Origin of the sequence: Bowmanella yangjiangensis (assembly GCF_017255015.1) — a bacterium.
In the GTDB taxonomy this organism is placed as follows: domain Bacteria; phylum Pseudomonadota; class Gammaproteobacteria; order Enterobacterales; family Alteromonadaceae; genus Bowmanella; species Bowmanella yangjiangensis.
Map to the genome: position 1 here is coordinate 15,878 of NZ_JAFKCS010000004.1, position 17,311 is coordinate 33,188.

The 17,311-nt window shown below is 49.9% G+C and carries 18 protein-coding genes; 9 read left to right on the forward strand and 9 right to left on the reverse strand.

Features of this window, described 5'->3' with window-relative positions; translation table 11 throughout:
* Positions 1-390: 390 nt before the first annotated feature.
* The gene (locus J0A65_RS05885) at positions 391-972 is read right to left on the reverse strand and encodes a TetR/AcrR family transcriptional regulator (RefSeq protein ID WP_206593213.1); all 582 of its coding nucleotides are present in this window, start codon (positions 970-972) and stop codon (positions 391-393) included.
* A 118-nt stretch (positions 973-1,090) separates the two neighbouring features.
* Between J0A65_RS05885 and J0A65_RS05890 the strand changes: the two genes are divergently transcribed.
* Positions 1,091-2,134 carry an alkene reductase gene (locus J0A65_RS05890; protein ID WP_206593214.1) on the forward strand — a complete coding sequence of 348 codons (1,044 nt, stop codon included), beginning with the start codon at positions 1,091-1,093 and terminating at the stop codon, positions 2,132-2,134.
* A gap of 118 nt (positions 2,135-2,252) precedes the next feature.
* A complete protein-coding gene (locus J0A65_RS05895; protein ID WP_206593215.1) occupies positions 2,253-2,744 on the forward strand; it encodes a TlpA family protein disulfide reductase in 492 nt (163 codons plus the stop codon).
* Positions 2,745-2,824: 80 nt separating this feature from the next.
* Here J0A65_RS05895 and J0A65_RS05900 read toward each other — a convergent pair whose 3' ends face one another.
* Together J0A65_RS05900 and J0A65_RS05905 are read right to left on the reverse strand one after the other, a co-directional pair.
* The gene (locus tag J0A65_RS05900; protein ID WP_206593216.1) at positions 2,825-3,580 is read right to left on the reverse strand and encodes a DUF4097 family beta strand repeat-containing protein; all 756 of its coding nucleotides are present in this window, start codon (positions 3,578-3,580) and stop codon (positions 2,825-2,827) included.
* Between the two features lie 108 nt (positions 3,581-3,688).
* Positions 3,689-4,186: a DUF1203 domain-containing protein gene (locus tag J0A65_RS05905; RefSeq protein WP_206593217.1), complete on the reverse strand. Its 498-nt coding sequence runs from the start codon at positions 4,184-4,186 to the stop codon at positions 3,689-3,691.
* Between the two features lie 200 nt (positions 4,187-4,386).
* Here J0A65_RS05905 and J0A65_RS05910 point away from each other — a divergent pair, with 200 nt between their 5' ends.
* Together J0A65_RS05910 and J0A65_RS05915 are read left to right on the forward strand one after the other, a co-directional pair.
* Positions 4,387-5,238 (forward strand): methylated-DNA--[protein]-cysteine S-methyltransferase, encoded by an 852-nt coding sequence (locus J0A65_RS05910; RefSeq protein WP_206593218.1) that lies wholly within the window; start codon positions 4,387-4,389, stop codon positions 5,236-5,238.
* Positions 5,228-5,944 carry a 2OG-Fe(II) oxygenase gene (locus J0A65_RS05915; RefSeq protein ID WP_206593219.1) on the forward strand — a complete coding sequence of 239 codons (717 nt, stop codon included), beginning with the start codon at positions 5,228-5,230 and terminating at the stop codon, positions 5,942-5,944. Before J0A65_RS05910 ends, J0A65_RS05915 begins: the two co-directional genes overlap by 11 nt.
* Positions 5,945-6,018: 74 nt before the next feature.
* On the opposite strand, the gene nspC is transcribed toward J0A65_RS05915, so the two are convergent.
* From nspC to J0A65_RS05945, 6 genes are all read right to left on the reverse strand, one after another.
* Complete coding sequence (nspC, locus tag J0A65_RS05920; protein WP_206593220.1) at positions 6,019-7,155, reverse strand: carboxynorspermidine decarboxylase; 1,137 nt, start codon at positions 7,153-7,155, stop codon at positions 6,019-6,021.
* A gap of 101 nt (positions 7,156-7,256) precedes the next feature.
* Positions 7,257-8,456 (reverse strand): saccharopine dehydrogenase family protein, encoded by a 1,200-nt coding sequence (locus tag J0A65_RS05925; RefSeq protein WP_206593221.1) that lies wholly within the window; start codon positions 8,454-8,456, stop codon positions 7,257-7,259.
* 410 nt (positions 8,457-8,866) lie between these two features.
* Positions 8,867-9,250, reverse strand: a complete 384-nt coding sequence (locus J0A65_RS05930; RefSeq protein WP_206593222.1) for a YciI family protein — start codon at positions 9,248-9,250, stop codon at positions 8,867-8,869.
* A 329-nt stretch (positions 9,251-9,579) separates the two neighbouring features.
* Positions 9,580-9,813 (reverse strand): helix-turn-helix transcriptional regulator, encoded by a 234-nt coding sequence (locus tag J0A65_RS05935; protein WP_206593223.1) that lies wholly within the window; start codon positions 9,811-9,813, stop codon positions 9,580-9,582.
* Entirely contained in the window at positions 9,813-10,286 is a 474-nt protein-coding gene (locus J0A65_RS05940; protein ID WP_206593224.1) for a hypothetical protein, read from the reverse strand. Before J0A65_RS05940 ends, J0A65_RS05935 begins: the two co-directional genes overlap by 1 nt.
* 146 nt (positions 10,287-10,432) lie before the next feature.
* Positions 10,433-11,785 carry an MATE family efflux transporter gene (locus J0A65_RS05945; protein ID WP_206593225.1) on the reverse strand — a complete coding sequence of 451 codons (1,353 nt, stop codon included), beginning with the start codon at positions 11,783-11,785 and terminating at the stop codon, positions 10,433-10,435.
* A gap of 78 nt (positions 11,786-11,863) precedes the next feature.
* Here J0A65_RS05945 and J0A65_RS05950 point away from each other — a divergent pair, with 78 nt between their 5' ends.
* The 5 genes from J0A65_RS05950 (at position 11,864) to J0A65_RS05970 (ending at position 17,294) form a co-directional block, all read left to right on the forward strand.
* Positions 11,864-13,018: an AGE family epimerase/isomerase gene (locus J0A65_RS05950; protein WP_206593226.1), complete on the forward strand. Its 1,155-nt coding sequence runs from the start codon at positions 11,864-11,866 to the stop codon at positions 13,016-13,018.
* A 248-nt stretch (positions 13,019-13,266) separates the two neighbouring features.
* On the forward strand, positions 13,267-14,868 hold the full coding sequence (locus J0A65_RS05955; RefSeq protein WP_416135298.1) for an AbgT family transporter: 1,602 nt from the start codon (positions 13,267-13,269) through the stop codon (positions 14,866-14,868).
* 22 nt (positions 14,869-14,890) lie between these two features.
* Positions 14,891-15,964, forward strand: coding sequence for a ferrochelatase (hemH, locus tag J0A65_RS05960; protein WP_206593228.1), 1,074 nt, complete (start codon positions 14,891-14,893; stop codon positions 15,962-15,964).
* Positions 15,965-16,038: 74 nt separating this feature from the next.
* Entirely contained in the window at positions 16,039-16,779 is a 741-nt protein-coding gene (locus J0A65_RS05965; RefSeq protein WP_206593229.1) for a substrate-binding periplasmic protein, read from the forward strand.
* A 41-nt stretch (positions 16,780-16,820) separates the two neighbouring features.
* Positions 16,821-17,294 carry a flagellar biosynthesis anti-sigma factor FlgM gene (locus J0A65_RS05970; RefSeq protein WP_206593230.1) on the forward strand — a complete coding sequence of 158 codons (474 nt, stop codon included), beginning with the start codon at positions 16,821-16,823 and terminating at the stop codon, positions 17,292-17,294.
* Positions 17,295-17,311 lie beyond the last annotated feature (17 nt).

Consider the following 17,311-nt stretch of genomic DNA (forward strand, 5'->3'; position numbering starts at 1 on the left):
CTGGGATTAAGCATACCCGCTTCGGGCCGCTTACTAACTTTGTGGTAAGCGTGACATGTTGAATGCCTCTTTCACCACAAAGGCCGTATAGAGTGCAAAAAACACCTTAGATCTGTGGTGGTAGCTGTTCCCCCTTCGTGTATTTCGTGTCCTTCGTGTTAATTTGAATTTTTTCCTCACCACGAAGCCCACCGAGAACACGAAGAATGGGTAATCATCCGCTAAATCAAAAATTTGCTAATAGCCGAGATAGATATCACGCGAACTGAGAATCTGCGAAAGCGATATCACTTAACTTAAGAATTTCATCCCCGAGAAATGCCTCACAAGTTGATACCGCTCTTGTCTATCAGGAAAAGACCATATCTCTGAAAATGCGAGCCGATACTGCTACTGACAAATACTCAAATAAAGCTGGTCGGCTAGCTGCTGTAGTACCTCGCGCTGTGGGTGGGTTTGCGCGTAGGTTCGCAGGCCATAGATACCCATAACCAGATACCGGGCAAGCACTTGCGGGTTTTTGTCTGCGGCCAGTTCGCCCCGGTCTTTGGCTCGTTGAATTTGCGCCTCTAAGGCGGCCTGCCAGGACTCCAGACTGGTGCTCAGCTCGGCTTGTAATTCTGCATCCTGGTCGGCCATTTCATTCAGTGCCTTAACTAAAAAGCAGGCACGGCTGCTGTCACAGCTGTGGCATTCATTAACCAGTTCATCAAGATAGCGTTTAAGGCAAGGCAAAACCGGTGCGTTGGCTGGGAAAGTCGCAGCAAACTGAGCGTCTCTGTCCTCTTTGTACTGCTCCACCGCGGCCACCAGTAAGCCGCGCTTATTACCAAAGGCACAATAAATAGAGCCGGGGTGTAAGCCGGTTGCCTTGGTCAGATCCTGCATGCTGGTTTTGCCATAGCCTTTATTTAGAAAAGCTTTCAGGGCACTTCTTAATACCTGTTCACGATCAAATTCAGCCTGGCGCATCTTTATCTCCTCTATCGGGGCGATTATATATCTATATTTGAGCGTTTGTTCAAAAAAGTTCTTGAGTGATCGTTCAAGAATGTCTATCTTGAATGCTCATTCAAAATTGGAGCCCGTTATGTCGGACATTCTTTTTCATCCTTTTCGCCTCAATGCCCAGATTGAGCTAAACAACCGCATTCTGATGGCGCCGCTGACCCGCTGTATGGCCGACGATGACCTGGTGCCTACTGCTGATATGGCCGCTTACTATGCACGCCGCGCCGATGCAGGACTGATTATCAGTGAGGCGACCATTATTCGTCCCGACGGCCAGGGTTATCCCAATACGCCGGGGTTGTATAGCGCGGCACAGATTGAGGGTTGGAAGCAGGTCACCGGTGCCGTGCATCGTGCTGGCGGTAAGATATTTGCCCAGCTTTGGCATACTGGCCGGGTGGCGCATCCGCATTTCTTTGGTGGCGGTGATGTATTAGCACCCTCGGCTGAAAAAGTTGAAGGCACAGTGCCCCGTCGTCGTGACCTGACTTATGTCACACCTAAGCCCGCCAGTGTGGAAGAAATACACCAGTTAGTCGAAGACTATACTCAAGCCGCCGCCAATGCCATTGAAGCTGGATTCGATGGGGTGGAGATTCATGGTGCTAACGGCTATCTGATTGACCAGTTCCTGCATCACGATAGCAACAAGCGCACTGATGAATACGGTGGCACGCCAGAAAATATGAGTCGCTTTGCACTGGAAGTCACCGACGCTATTGCAGCTAGAATCGGCTGGGAGAAAACCGCCCTTAGAATCTCGCCAGGGGCGTATTTTAATATGCAAGGTGATGCCCGCGATCGTCAGGTCTTCGATTACCTGCTGAGCGAGCTGCAAAGCCGGGCACTTGCTTATCTGCATATCGGTATTTTTGATGACAGCATGGAGTTTGACTATTTGGACGGTCGTGCCTCAGCCTATGTGCGTCAGCGTTACAACAAAACTCTGGTGGGGGTTGGCGGTTTTAGTGCACAGGGCGCCGCCCAAGCGATAGCCGATGATAAGTTTGACCTAATTGCTATCGGCCGTCCTTTTATAGCCAATCCTGATTATGTAGCTAAGGTGCGTAAGCAGGAGGACCTTGTCGAATACCGAGATGATATGCTGGCTACCCTGGTCTGAGGGCTAACAGCGGCGTTCGCTGAAAAATCACGCGTATAGGCCCTGTTGCAGCACAACAGGGCTTTTCCCCTTTGTTTAAATTGGGTATGGTGAGCGTCCTTTTTCGCAAGGACAGAAAATGAAAGTTCAGTTTATTGCCCCCCTGCTGTTAGTACTGAGTGGATGTGTGATAAGCGGTCAGGATACCGCTTCCCAACCCCTGAATACTTCAACACCGCCTGTTGAAAATCCGGCTCCCACGTCGCGTTCAGAGCTGCTGGCAGACCCGGATTTTCGTGCCGAGTATCAGGCTTATAACCCTAGCAGAGATGAACTGCGGAAGATGGCTGCATTGCGTGGTAAAGGTGTATTAGTGTTTTATGGGAGCTGGTGCCATGACAGTAAGCGCGAAGTACCCAGACTACTGAAACTATTGGATGAGTCTCAGGTTAACCCAGCCTGGTTACAACTGGTGCCGGTCGATAGGGACAAGCAAGAGCCCACGGGTTTGTATAAGCAATACAAGTTGCGATATACCCCAACCATTATCGTGCTGGACCAAGGGGTAGAAACTCATCGTATGGTCGAACGCCCCAAACGCAGTATGGCGTCGGATCTCACCGGTTTATAACGTATTTTGAGCAGAGTGCTCTTGTGGCAAAAAACGCAAAGCCAGCGCTATGCAAGCTTTGCGTGCCAGAGGTCTTTAGGTTAACGTTCTCTTACGTTGCTCAGTTCTACGTCCCCTGAGCCATCACGTTTGAGAACAAAACGCTGCGCGTCGTTGACCTCGATATCACCACTGCCGTCTTCGACCTCCACCAGGCCAGTGACCTTGTCCACTTCTATATCCCCGGAACTGTCAAACAGCCTGATATCGCCTTGAACATCCTGGATCCAGATACCGCCCGACGCATCTACCAAGTGGATGTCACCCTGAATTTCACTCATGCGCACTTCACCAGATGCATCCTTTGCTTCGATTGAACCTGCTACCTGAGTGATATGGATGTCACCTGAACCGTCATTGATATGCATCTCGCCGCCAATCCGACTGACTCGCATGTCGCCGGAACCATCTTGTATCTTTACCGCGGCTTTAATGTCACTTACCTGCATATCACCAGAACCATCCGCAATATCCAGCATTAGGTTGGCTGGCATTCGCACAACCACATCAATATAGGCATTGCTGATGTGTGGATTGGTTTGGGCGACTAACAGGGCCGTGCCTTTCTCGGCGGCCAGGGTTAGCTGGTAGTTCTCTGCCTCCAGAGGCTCACCGGAATGGTATCTGGCCTTGGCTTCGACCTGAACTTGGCTCAGACCAGCCTCGCCCTTCACTTGCAAGTCGCCGCTGCCCGCTTCAATGTTAAATTGATGCAGACCCTGGGTATCGAGTTGCAGTGTTTGAGCAACGCAAAACGGGCTGAGTAATGACAAGCCGAGCAACCATTGTTTGTTCATTGTTGTTCCTTTTTGTGCATTTTGATACTTAGTCGGTAACGAATAGACAAAGGTTTAAATTGCCTAAAAGATTCTACCCGCTTTTAAAGTAGACGATAGCTTCAGCCTTTATCCACCGGACAACTCGCTGGCAACCGCTGCACGTGACACGGTTGCCAAAAAACAGCCGTGGGTTGGTGAATGTAGATGCAGATAGGCAATGTCGGGATTGTTAAGTAACCGCTCGATACACAACCTCAGTTCCTGTTCACCCTGCACCATTTCACCGGCCTTAATGTGGTGCTGGTTAGACAAGCCCCGCACTGCAACTCGTTTAAGATTAAACATCTCAGGAATTTGCCCCACATCAAAATGCCCGGTGCGTTGGCCGTCACGGATATAGATGGCATGGCGAGAACGATAGGGGCTATCGACATCCAGATGAGCGTAGTTTAGCAACAGCACTCGTTCACCGGGTTCAGGCAAGGTGAGGCTGACGCGGCAGGGAAAACCGGCTGGGCGCTCCACAATGTCGGCGGAAATCCCATGTTCGGCTAGCTCCTGATCACTTAGGCCATAAAAAGGAACAAATTGTTGGTGGTCCAGCGCATGAAATTGAAAACTCATAAGTAAAATCCTTATTGGATTGAAGGAGCACTAAGCCTAATCAGGCAAAGCTACCTTGACGATCCGGTTCTTGTGCTTTCGCGCTTTGGCATTTTCTTAAATTGAAGCCTGCTCAGGAGGAGCAATACAGCAAGAACCGGACAGCGATTTTCCTGTTGGTGCGATAGCCTTTAGACTGTGGTTATTCAGTGAGGTGGTATATGACAGACGCAACCGATAACAGGGTTTTACAGGTAGCAGGCTATATTGAAACGCATGCCGAACAGCCCTTATCTTTGGCTGAACTGGCGGAGCGTGCGGCCTTAAGTAGTTTTCACTTTCAGCGCAGTTTTAAAGCCTTACTGGGCGTTACCCCAAAACAGTTTCAACACGCCGTACGTTTGCAAAAACTACGGCAGTCTTTGCAGCAAGGCGATGCCGTGTTGGATGCCATTTATGCGGCGGGCTTTGGTTCAAGCAGCCGGGTGTATGAGAAGCTACCAGAGAATTTGGGTGTGACCCCCTCGGTATTGCGTCAGGGCGGCAAAGGACTGGAAATCTATTTTGCGCTAAGAGAAACCCGCTTTGGTCATTTGCTGATGGCAGCAACCGATCGCGGGGTTTGTTGTGTGCAGTTGGCTGACAGCTTCACGGCGTTACTGGAAGCCTTACATCAAAGCTTTCCCAATGCTGAGCTTATGACAACACCAGATAGCATGGACACTGAGCTGGATAAATGGATGGCTGCCCTGGAGGCTTTTTTACAGCACGGCGGGCCGCAGCCTCAGGTGCCGGTGCAACTTTTTGGTACCGCGTTTCAAACCCGGGTTTGGCAATTTTTAACCCGTATTGGTTGTGGTCAGCATCTTAGCTACAAGGAGGTGGCACAAGGAATCGGTGCGCCTAGCGCGCATCGTGCTGTGGCTAACGCTTGCGGTGCGAACAAACTGGCCGTACTCATACCTTGCCACCGGGTACTGCGCGGCGATGGCAGTTTGGGTGGTTATCGCTGGGGTGAGCAACGCAAACGCGCCTTGCTGGCCATGGAAGAAGGACTGGCCTGTGAACATTGATGCATTGCAAGGTCTGTCTGCCGCCAAACCCTTAACCTTGTTAGACGCGGACTTAGTGGCACATAACTACAGTGTCATGCCGGTACAGCTGGATGCGGGAACGTGCCAGACGCTGTCTGCCTGGTTTGATGAACGGCAGAGGTTTCGCAATGAAGTACGGATGGAAAAATATGGCTTTGGTCGCGGCCGTTATCGCTATTTTGCCTATCCGCTGCCCACAGCTATACAGCAACTGCGGGAGGGGTTTTATGCCCAACTGGCACCGCTGGCTAACTTGTGGGCAGAGCGCTTAGGGTTAGATGTTGATTGGCCTCCGACACTGAATGAATTTCTGGCCAGCAACCACAGCGCGGGCCAAACCAAGGCAACGCCTTTGATGCTGGATTATGGGCCAGGCGATTATAACTGCCTGCATCAGGACAAATACGGCGAGCACTATTTTCCCTTTCAGGTACTGATTTTACTTAGCCAGCCGGGACAGGATTTTCATGGCGGTGAATTTATGTTGGTGGAGAATCAGCCGCGTAAACAAAGTAGCGGCATAGTAGTGCCACTGCAGCGGGGGCAGGCCGTGGTGTTCCCTAATAGTCTGAGCCTGGTGTCCGCTAATCTGGGCTTTAAGCGTGGTCAGCTGCGCCATGGTGTGAGTAAAGTTCTGCAAGGAAACAGACGTAGCCTGGGGCTGATATTTCACGATGCGTTGTAAGTTGAATTCTTCTTGCGTTGCGTCCCCGCTATAAAAAAGCCCTGCTTAGCAGGGCCTTTACTGAGGTTAATTACTCAGGACAACTTATCGCGAAAATCTTCATAGTCGAATTTCCGCACCAGCTTAAAGCTGCCGTCTTTTTGCAAAATACCAATGGAAGGATGCTCCACCCCGTTAAAGAAAGTGGTTTTAACCATAGTGTAATGAATCATATCTTCAAAAATAATGCGTTCACCGATTTGCAGCTCGTGATCGAAGCTATACAGATCAATCACATCGCCTGCCAGGCAGGAGTTACCGCCAAGCTTATAGGTAAAGGCCTTCTCTTGTGGTAGACCAGCGCCACGAATCGCCGGGCGGTAGGGCATTTCCAGCACATCTGGCATATGCGCAGTGGCGGAGATATCCAAAATAGCGATAGGGCCTTCGTTGTGCACAATATCCACCACTTCGGCCACCAGAGGACCGGTTTGCCAGGCCACGGCTGAGCCTGGCTCCAGAATGATTTCCAGGTCGTATTTTTCACGGAAGGCTTTAAGTGTGGCAATCAAATGGTCCACATCATAGCCCTGGCGGGTCATCAAATGGCCGCCCCCCAGGTTTAACCACTTAAGTTTGGGCAGGTATTTAGCAAAGCGCTGCTCTACGGCTTTTAAAGTTCGTTCGGCGGCAAAGGAGTCACATTCACATAAGTTGTGCACGTGGAAGCCTTCAATACCTGACAGGTCTACCCCTTCCAAATCCTTAGCCATAATTCCCAAGCGCGAACCTGGCGCGCTAGGATCATAGAGTTCAGTTTCTGCTTCGCGGTGCTCAGGGTTAATACGTATACCCATAGAAATACCGGCAGCGGCCACCTGATCTTTATAGCGCTGATACTGACCCAGGCTATTAAAGGAAATATGGTTAACCAGCGTCACCAGCTCATCAATGTCAGCTTGCTTGTAGGCTGGGGAGTAAGCATGTACTTCCTTACCCATTTCATATTTAGCCAGCTTGGCTTCCCATACTGAACTGGCGGTACAACCTTGCAGATACTGCCCTACCAACGGGAAGGTGGACCACATGGAAAAACCTTTGAGAGCCAGGATGATATTCACCCCGGCTTCTTTTTGCACCCGCTCCATCAACTGCAGGTTGGCTTCTAGCCTGGCTTCCTCACACACATAGCATGGCGAGGGGATTTGTGGATTCAAGATCGGATCGTTCAAGGCCGCATCCTCGGTTATGTTCTGTTCACTGACCAGTATTCGACTTTACATTAGGTTAGTCGACTAACTAAAAGGGCGAATAAATTCGCCCTTTTTAACCCTTACTTTTTAAATGGGCTGTCGCACTCAATCACATGCCAAGGCAGGCCGTGCTTGTTAAGCATGTCCATAAAGGGATCAGGATCGAACTGTTCCATGTTCCACACACCAGGTTTTTTCCAGGTGCCGTTTAGCATCAGGGCTGCGCCGATCATAGCTGGTACACCTGTGGTGTAGGACACTGCCTGTGCACCCACTTCTTCGTGGCAGGCATGGTGGTCACAGTTGTTGTAGATAAAGATAGTCTTCTCTTTACCATCTTTAATACCTGTGATGTAGGTACCGATACAGGTTTGACCTTCATAGCCTTCAGACAGTGAACCAGGGTTTGGCAGCACGGCTTTGAGGAATTCCAGTGGCACAATTTGCTGGCCCTGGAAGTCAATAGGTTGAATGCTGGTCATGCCGATCCCTTCCAGCACGCGCAGGTGGGTCAGATAGGCTTCACCGAAGGTCATCCAGAAACGGGCACGTTTCAGGGTAGGGAAGTGCTTAACCAAAGATTCCAGCTCTTCGTGGAACATCAGGTAAGAAGCACGAACACCGATATTCTGGTAATCCAGATCTTCACGTACTGACAACGGATCGGTTTCTTTCCACTCACCGTTTTCCCAGTAGCGGCCGCGCTGGGTGATTTCGCGGATATTGATTTCCGGGTTGAAGTTGGTGGCAAAGGCCTTACCGTGATCGCCGCCGTTACAGTCAACGATATCCAGATAGTGAATTTCGTCGAAATAGTGTTTGGCCGCGTAAGCGGTATAGACGTTGGTCACGCCTGGATCAAAACCGCTGCCCAGCAGTGCCATCAGGCCAGCTTTTTCAAAGCGCTCCTGATAAGCCCACTGCCAGGAATATTCAAACTTGGCTTCATCTTTGGGTTCGTAGTTAGCGGTATCCAGGTAATCCACGCCGGTTTCCAGACAGGCATCCATAATCGGCAGATCCTGATAAGGCAGGGCCAGGTTGACCACCAAATCGGGTTGTACCTTGCGAATAAGTTCGGCAACTTGTTTGGCATCGTCGGCGTCTACGGCGAATACGCCCTTGACCCGGTCAGCGCCACATTCCTGCTGCAGCGCTTCACATTTCGACACAGTGCGGCTGGCCAGATAAATTTCATCAAAATGCTCAGGTAAACGAGCACATTTTTTGACTGTTACGGTACTGACACCACCGGCGCCAATGATCAAAACGCGAGACATAGGGCATAATCCTCTAAAGTTGTGTTCCGGCGCCCTTGTTAGACGCCATCCTGCCAGTGGCAGAACCATTTTGAACAAGGTACGGGCCTGTTACCAGGCGAAAACCGCTGCATGCTATCAGCTATTTGCAAACTGGCAAGTATTACTGAGGCGAACCCTGGTCGGGGGCGTACTGATGGCCTTCATAACCTGCGTCTTGCCGTGAAATGCTCATAACGTTATGGCAGTCATTTCCCTTTCAGGCAGGGAGTAACCTTAGAATATCAGCACGCGGTCAGCAACAGATGACAAAAAGATGTCTGCCGTGAATGCCTGGGTAAAGGAGCAACTAAGTTGTGCTGAGACGCCAGATGCGCAGAATCCTGGCGGTCTTCTGCCTATCTGCACTCAGGCACTGGCAACGTCCGGTTTTATTCAGGGGTTTCATTACTTTTGACCAGGGCACTGGCGGGTGTCGCATCTAAAGGGCGGATTTCATATTCCAGCCCGCAGGCCATACAGGGATTCTGAGCGGCTAATTTGGCGGCTTCATCTATGTTGTCCGCCAGAATAAACCAGTACCCGCCAATGATTTCCTTGGTTTCGGTAAATGGGCCGTCGGTTATGCCTTGACTGGATACTTTGCGGATCTGTGTGTCCAGTCGCGAGCCCGGGCCAAAATGGCCCTTAGCCAGATTGTCTTCATACCAAAGATAAAATGCGTCGATAGCACCTTGAATGTCTTCGGCTGATTGGTCCTTATGCCATTGCCCGCGGGACAGCAGTAGAAAGGTTTGCTTATTTTTAGCGGCCACAAGTCATTTCCTAGTTGTGGAGGTCTATCCCCACTATGCCCCAATCGCCTTTGCTGTAAAAGCATAAAAGAACTAAAGAAAGTGGTTTATTTGACCATTATTTGTGCTTAATAAAGCAGCGCCTGGTTAATTTTGCGCGCAGTATCGCAGAGAAGTCGTCTTATTGGTGGGCAGGAGAGCGATGCCGGGGCTTAAAACCCTTGGATGAAGGCCTGGCATCGAATCTCTTGTGCATTGCTATGAACACGAATTGGGGCTCGGCTTCTACCAAGATAACCACAGACATTGTCATCTGCTTGGTTGTTCAGCTCCCGACCTGTTTCTCGGGCTCACTCTTCGCCACCCGCTGGCTGAAATTGAAATACGGCCTCGAGGGGCTGGTTAAAGACGCCCGCGATACGAAACGCTAATTCCAGAGAGGGGGAATATTTGTTTGCTTCCAATGACATTATGGTTTGTCTGGTTACCCCCGCAGCTTTAGCCAGTTCGGCCTGGGTCATTTCATTATGATCAAAACGTAACCGGCGGATCTGGTTAGTGATATGGCCTTTATTCACTGCCATCAAATACCCCTTCGATACATCACTAGTTGGCTCAGGTGTTTGGCGGTGGATGCAATTAACAGACAAAGCAAAAGAGCATGAGCGCTGACCAAAGGGGTAACTTGGCTGTAGGGCAACAGCTCAGATTCAAAACCCAGAGCGCTGAGCACCAAATGGCCGATGAACAAGATTATTACGCCTATCAGTACCCCATAGCCGATGCTGTTACCCCTAGCTGCAATAAATTTATCTCTCTCATCAGCGGGTTCTTGATCACCCCGGCGCCAGTTTATCAGCCCGAATAACAATGCCGCCCCGATCACGGCAACAATAGTGATTTGTATAATAATGCCGGCCAGAGCTGCGCTGGGTGCTGCGAGACCATCGGGTACCGACGCCAGTTTGCTGAAATACAACACCGCAATAGCCAGATCCAGTGCCAGGGTTGCCAGCACATTCCACTCTCGGTTGGAAAAGTGACGTAGAAATTCCATAGTCTTACCTTGTTACGTTATTGGAGCGCAAAAAGTAATCTAAAACCTTTTTGAGGTAAAGTATTTTTTACTTTAAGTAATAAATATATTTATTTTGGTTTGGTTTTTTATACATTCAAACTTGCCGCTGTACTAGGTTCTTGGCCTTACATACGTGCTTCTCGTGCATGGATATGCGAATGATGCCAACGCTGTTGTCGCCAGCGCCGGTAAAATAATAAAGCGCGGCCAGACTCATCTACCACCGCGGAAATCAGCAGCCCCAACAACCCCAACTCCAGCACAAATGCCAACAGGTAAGCCAAAGGCAGGGCAACCAGCCAGGTAAACAACAAACCCACCGCAGATATGTACCAGCCATCACCTGTGGCTCTCAGATTCAAGCCAGTCATAATATTCACTGTACGCCCAGGCTCAGATAACCCCGCCAGCAGGAACCACCAGAATGCACCGGCCAGTAGCCATTCATCTTGAGTGTATAACTGCATGATTGATTGGTTAAATGTAATCAATAAAGCCGCAGTCAGGCCGGTTCCCAGCAAAGCAATGCGAAGACTACGGCGTAGTTGTTGATCCGCTTGCTGTAGCTTCCCTGCTCCGACTTTCTGCGTGACCAGAATTTGTGTCGCGGTTGTTAGCGCCACTGAGATAATTAAGCCCAGCATAAAGGTGTTGAAGGTGTAGACTTTAGCCGCCAGCGCCAGCGCGCCGAGTTTTGCGGCCATGCTATTGAGCACCACCATATTGATGTCAAAAGACAAGGGTTCGATAGCGCTGGGGGCGGCAATCCGCAGCAGATTCTGAGTAACGTTAGAAAAATTCTGAGTGAATTGTGAGAGTGTTATCTTTAGGCGCACGTTAAAAGTGATAGCGGTGAGGCTGACCAACACCCCAAGGCTGGAGGCAATAACACTGGCCCAGGCTACCCCCGTGATGCCGTAATGGGGCAAGCCAAAGAGTTGATACACCACGATGGCATTGCCAGCCAGATTGGCCAGGAAGTACACCAAGTTGGCAAGCAAATTCCAGCCGGGTAAACCATGCATATTCAAGATAGAGTGACAGACCCCTTTTACGGCCCAGACAATCACCAGCATGGCGGCGATGTGCAGATAATCGCTGGCATTGGCGCCAATATCGCCACTTAGTCCCATAACGCTGGTGATCCAGGGCGTAGCGATATACAGCCCCAAGGCAATCAATACACCAAGCAATATGGACCACAAGGCATAGATCCAGATGGTGGCCTTGGCTTTTTCCGGGTTACCGGCACCGAGGCGCTGATTGGCAATACTGGCACCGGCAAATACAGTCACCCAGATAATATTTCCACACAGAAACAGCACAGGGGCCAGGGCACCGGCAGCGGAGGCTGCGGCGTCACTAAGTATGGCGAGGAACAGGGTGTCCATTAACGGCACACTGAATTGTAAAGCCTGCTCTAGTAAAAGCGGCTTACTTAAGCCCCATAAACCTTGTTGTTGTGCTCTGGTATTCACATTGCCTCTTAAAAGCGGTTGCAACCCGGCTGGTGTTCAATATCATCTGCCCATTGCCAATGGCTGGATCTTAACCTAATGACAAGCAGTGCTGCACTTATACAAGCTATCGAGAAATTTGCCTACTGGATGCAAACGTATGCATTGCCGCTTTGGCAGCAACAGGCTATTGAAGCGTCTTCTGGAGCCTGCGCCGAATCCATGAATGAGGATGGCCTGGCTGCATTTTCGTTGGACAGACGCACCAGGGTACAGGCACGCCAGATGTTTACCTTCGCAGCTGCTTATCAGCAAGGCTGGTGCTCCCAAGGCCGCGAGGTGGTTGAGGGAATTCAGCGGTATCTGGACACCTATGCCCAGCATCCAACATACCCAGGTGCTTATGTATTTAAGTTGGATGCTGCCCATCAAGTGGTGGATGACAGCCTGGATACTTACGACTGTGCTTTCTTTTTACTGGCCTGGGCTTATCAGTTCAGTGTATTTGGCGATATGCAGGCGAAAGCGCGAGCCGACCAGCTGCTTTCATTGCTGGATAAGCAGTTTAAGGGAAAGCCTGCAGGTTGGCTGGAAGGCAGCCAGGGCGGTACACGCCGGCAAAACCCACATATGCATTTGTTCGAGGCTTTTCTTGCCTGGTTCGAAGCGAGCAAGGATGCCAAATGGTTGGCCAGAGCCGCCGAGATATTCAGTTTATTTGAGCTGTGCTTTTTTGATCATCGTCATGGCGTACTTTATGAATACTTCCAGCAGGATCTGCGCCCCTTGAGTTTTGCTGAAGGGCAGGTGGTAGAGCCTGGCCATCATATGGAATGGGTGTGGTTGTTGCGTCGTTATCAGTCGTTTACTGGCGCACCAGTGGATGATTATTGCCATACCTTGTATGAGCGCGGATTGCAGTTTGGGCAGGATATTAATGGCCTGCTGTTCGATGAGGTGGACAATCTCGGTGGTGTTAAAAAAGCTTCTAAGCGCTTGTGGACGGTAACCGAGTTGATAAAAGCCCATCTGGCCGAAGCTCGACATGGCAGACCAGGGGCTGAGCTTGCGGCTGCTAATGCCATAGAGGCTTTGTTCAATCAACATTTGAATACTGCGGTATGCGGTTTTTACATTGAGCGGCTGGATAATCACAATCAACCTTTGGCCCAGCAAGCACCTGCTACCTCCATGTACCACCTGATGATGGCGTGCCTGGAAGCCTGCCAGTATGAGCGCGATCTACTAGTATAAATGTTTGGAAATAAGACTCTTGTTACTATTTTTAGACTAGTCTGACCATTTACAATGTATTAGCTCTGTAGCGCTTGCATGCTGGAGTTGGTGCTGACATGTGAATGTTTTAAATGCTTGCTACAAAGGGCTTTTTTAGGATTGGAAGCCACTAAAAATGACGCTCAATCGTCAAATTCTGACTTTGACTGGTTTTTTGCTAGAATATGCGGGATTCATCTAAAAGACAGAACCTGCGAGGACATCCTTTGCTAGCAGAAAATACCAATAGCTCCGTCAACAAGGAGCAGATCAGAGGTGGTTGGTTTAACCGCTTTCTCAGCACCGTGGAATGGCTGGGTAACCTGCTTCCGCACCCTATCACCCTATTTGCCTGTTTTTCTCTGTTTATCATACTGTTAAGCGGCATTCTCGGCTATTTTGAGGTCAGTGTGCCCGACCCCCGGCCACTTGATGCTGCCGGGCGCGATCCTGACGGTATGATTGAAGTTATCTCGCTGTTTAGCGCTGAAGGTTTGCAGCGCATCGTTGGCGGCCTGGTGACCAACTTCACTGGTTTTGCGCCTCTGGGTACGGTATTGGTGGCTTTACTTGGTGTGGCAGTGGCTGAGCACTCAGGCTTGTTATCTGCTGCGATGCGTGGATTGGTGTTAAAGGCGCCTGCACGTTTGGTCACTTTTACCCTGGTGTTCGCCGGTATCTTATCGAACACGGCTGCCGAACTTGGCTATGTGGTACTGATTCCTATGGCTGCGATGATTTTCCACTCACTAGGGCGCCATCCATTGGCTGGGCTTGCCGCTGCCTTTGCCGGCGTATCCGGCGGTTATAGTGCTAACTTATTTTTGGGCACTATCGACCCTCTGCTGGCGGGTTTGACCACTGAAGCGGCGAAAATGATTGATCCTGAGTATGCGGTGGGGCCTGAGGCAAACTACTTCTTTATGTTTGTCAGTGTGTTTCTGATTGCCATTTTAGGGGCTGTGATTACCGAAAAAATTGTTGAGCCACGTTTGGGCAAATTCGACCCCTCTCAAGCGGAGTCTAATTTGGAGAAAACCCAAATGCAGGCTCTAACTTCCACAGAGCGACGTGGCTTGCGCAATGCCGGTTTGGCGCTATTGGCGGTTGGTCTGGTGCTGTGTATCACCATTATTCCGCAGTTTGGTGGCGTGTTGTTGCACCCGGAAACCGGGGGATTAAAAGGCTCGCCGTTTCTAAAAGGTATTGTGGCCTTTATTTTCGTCAGCTTTGCTATTCCGGGCTTTGTTTACGGCAAAACTGTGGGCTGCATGAAAAACGACAAAGACGTGATCAATGCCATGTCTCAGGGCATGAGCACCCTGGGTATGTATATTGTTCTGGTGTTTTTCGCTTCCCAGTTTGTCGCCTTCTTTAATTGGACCAATTTAGGTACCGTACTGGCGGTTAAAGGCGCCGCACTGCTGACGGCACTAGGGTTGGATGGCCCGGAAGTCTTTGTGTTCTTTATTCTGATGTGCGCCATGGTTAACCTGTCTCTGGGCAGTTCGTCTGCACAGTGGGCAGTAACCGCACCTATTTTTGTGCCTATGCTGATGCTAGTGGGCTTTGCACCTGAGGTTATCCAGGCGGCTTACCGCATAGGTGATTCCGTGACTAACCTGATTACCCCCATGATGAGCTACTTTGGTCTGATCCTGGCGGTGGCCAGTCGTTATCAGAAAAATCTGGGTATTGGTACGCTGGTTGCTACTATGCTGCCGTACTCAATGATCTTTTTTGTGGGTTGGACACTACTGTTTTATTTGTGGGTATTTGTGCTGGGCATGCCGGTTGGACCAGGTGCCCCGACTTATTACACTCCCTAAACTATGTGACTGAGGATGTTGTATGCGTTATCGCAACAGTGACAGCTTTCGCCATGAGCAAGCCGACAAAATCGGTGTGTTGGTTACCAATTTAGGTACCCCGGATGCGCCGACCAAACCGGCGTTAAAGCGCTATCTGCGGGAGTTTTTATCAGACCCTCGCGTGGTTGAAGCGCCCCGTTGGTTATGGTGGCTGGTACTGAATATGGTCATCCTCAATTTTCGCCCGGCGCGCAGCGCCCATGCTTATAAAACTGTGTGGACGGAGCGGGGCTCACCGCTGTTGTTCCACACTGAAGATCAGGTTAAAGGCTTACGCCAAGCTTTGGCTGCACAGTGGGGGGATGATCTGGTGGTGGATTTTGCCATGCGTTATGGTAATCCTTCCATCGACAGTGTTGTGAATCGCATGCTGGACCAAGGTGTACGAAAGATATTGGTTTTGCCTTTGTATCCTCAGTACTGCGCTTCAACCACCGCTTCTACTTTTGATGCATTGAGTCGCTGTTTGCAGCAACGCCGCTGGATGCCGGAAGTCCGTTTTGTCACTCAATATCATGATGATAAAGGCTACATTCAGGCGCTAGCCGATTCTGTTCAGGCACATTGGCAGGCTCATGGCCGTGCAGAGCGTTTACTGTTTTCCTATCATGGTATCCCTCAACGCTATCTGGATAATGGCGACCCTTATCATTGCCAGTGTCTGAAAACATCCAGGTTAGTGGCGGAAAGTTTGGGGTTAGACAAAGGCCAGTATCTCACCACCTTTCAATCAAGGTTTGGGCGTGAAGAATGGTTAAAACCCTACACCGATGAAACCTTGAAGGCATTACCGGCCGAAGGGGTTAAGTCTGTTCAGGTTATTTGCCCAGGATTTTCGGCCGACTGCCTGGAAACCATTGAGGAGATTGGTGTTGAGAACCGAGACTATTTTCTCGAAGCCGGTGGTGAGAGCTATCAATATATTTCTGCGCTAAATGCCGAACCCGGACATATCCAGGCGCTGGCAACGCTGATCAGTAAGAACCTGGAAGGTTGGCAGGTATCCGATGCAGATGAACGTAAACAACGGGCAGACGCACATTCTAAACAATAGGGCGTAACAGTGGCACAGTGTCAGATGACTGTGCTACTGTGTTTGTGAACTCATTCTTCAATCACAGTGGACGTATGAAGTGTTTATGGGGCCTGCTATTGATACTCTTGTGTGGTCAAGCACAGGCTACTCCCGAGCTGGTTATTTATACTCAGAATTTAAAGCCCTACCACTTCATGGACGACGGTAAGCCACGGGGTATTAACTATGAACTGGTGCGCCGAGCGCTTGACGAAGAGGGGATTCGCTACCGTATAGAGCGAATTAACTGGGCCCGGGCTGTCAAACTGGTGCAGGAAACTCCCAACACGGCTTTACTTACCTTACCGCGTAATATTCATCGCGAAACCCAGTTTAAGTGGGTGGGACCGCTACTATCATCTCAGCCCTATTTTTATCGTCTTAAACAAAATGACGAGATCCAATTAACCACGCTTAATGATGCTGTGAAACTGCGTATCGCTGTTGTCAGGAACGGTGAATGGCACCAGCGTTTGCTTGCGCTGGGGATGAACGAAGGTGAATTATTATTTCCTGTTACGCATATTTCTGACACCTACAATATGTTGTTTATGGGCCGGGTGGAGCTGATACCCGGCTCAGACATTACGATGCCTTTTATGGCACAGGAAGCCGGTTATGGTGCTGAGTTATTGAGCCCAGCCTTAACTTTACCCAAGCGTTCTATCGGTAACCATTTGGCATTTAATATTAATACTGACGAGCACTTGGTCAGAAGATTAAATCGGCGAATCGAGCAACTAAAGGAACAGGGGCTGCTGGATAAGTTGAAAAGCTCTTACCAAATAAATTGATCAGTCTGGCATTGGATTTGCTCTTTGATGAGTAAGACAACATGCAGGACGCCAACATGCACATCACCCCTCACACCGCGCCGCTTCAATCCGATACTAGAGCGGCAACTTCCGGCCAGGTTGCCGCCAGCCAGCGGCAAGATGTTTCAACTAATACGCCAAACAATGAAGATCAGGTGTCATTATCAGAGCAATCCAAGCAACAAGCATTTATGCAATCCATGCTGGAAAATATGCTGGCCAAAAGGCTGGGAATTGATAAAGAAAAAATTGATGAGCTTAAAGAGAAAATTCAGGATCTTGAGGACGCCATTGAGGGAATGAAAGCAAAGGGGCCTCTCAGTGCTAAACAACAGGATGATTTGAATGTCATGGAGCAAAAGCTCGACGATCTCAAGAAAATGCTCGAAGAATTAATTCGTGAGGCCGCTGAGCGTGCTGCTCGCGAGGAAAGAAAGAACGACGCAGTGGGCGATAAATTAGCGGCTTATAAAAGTATCTTTTCCCTGGGTTGATTGGCGAAAAAGCAATG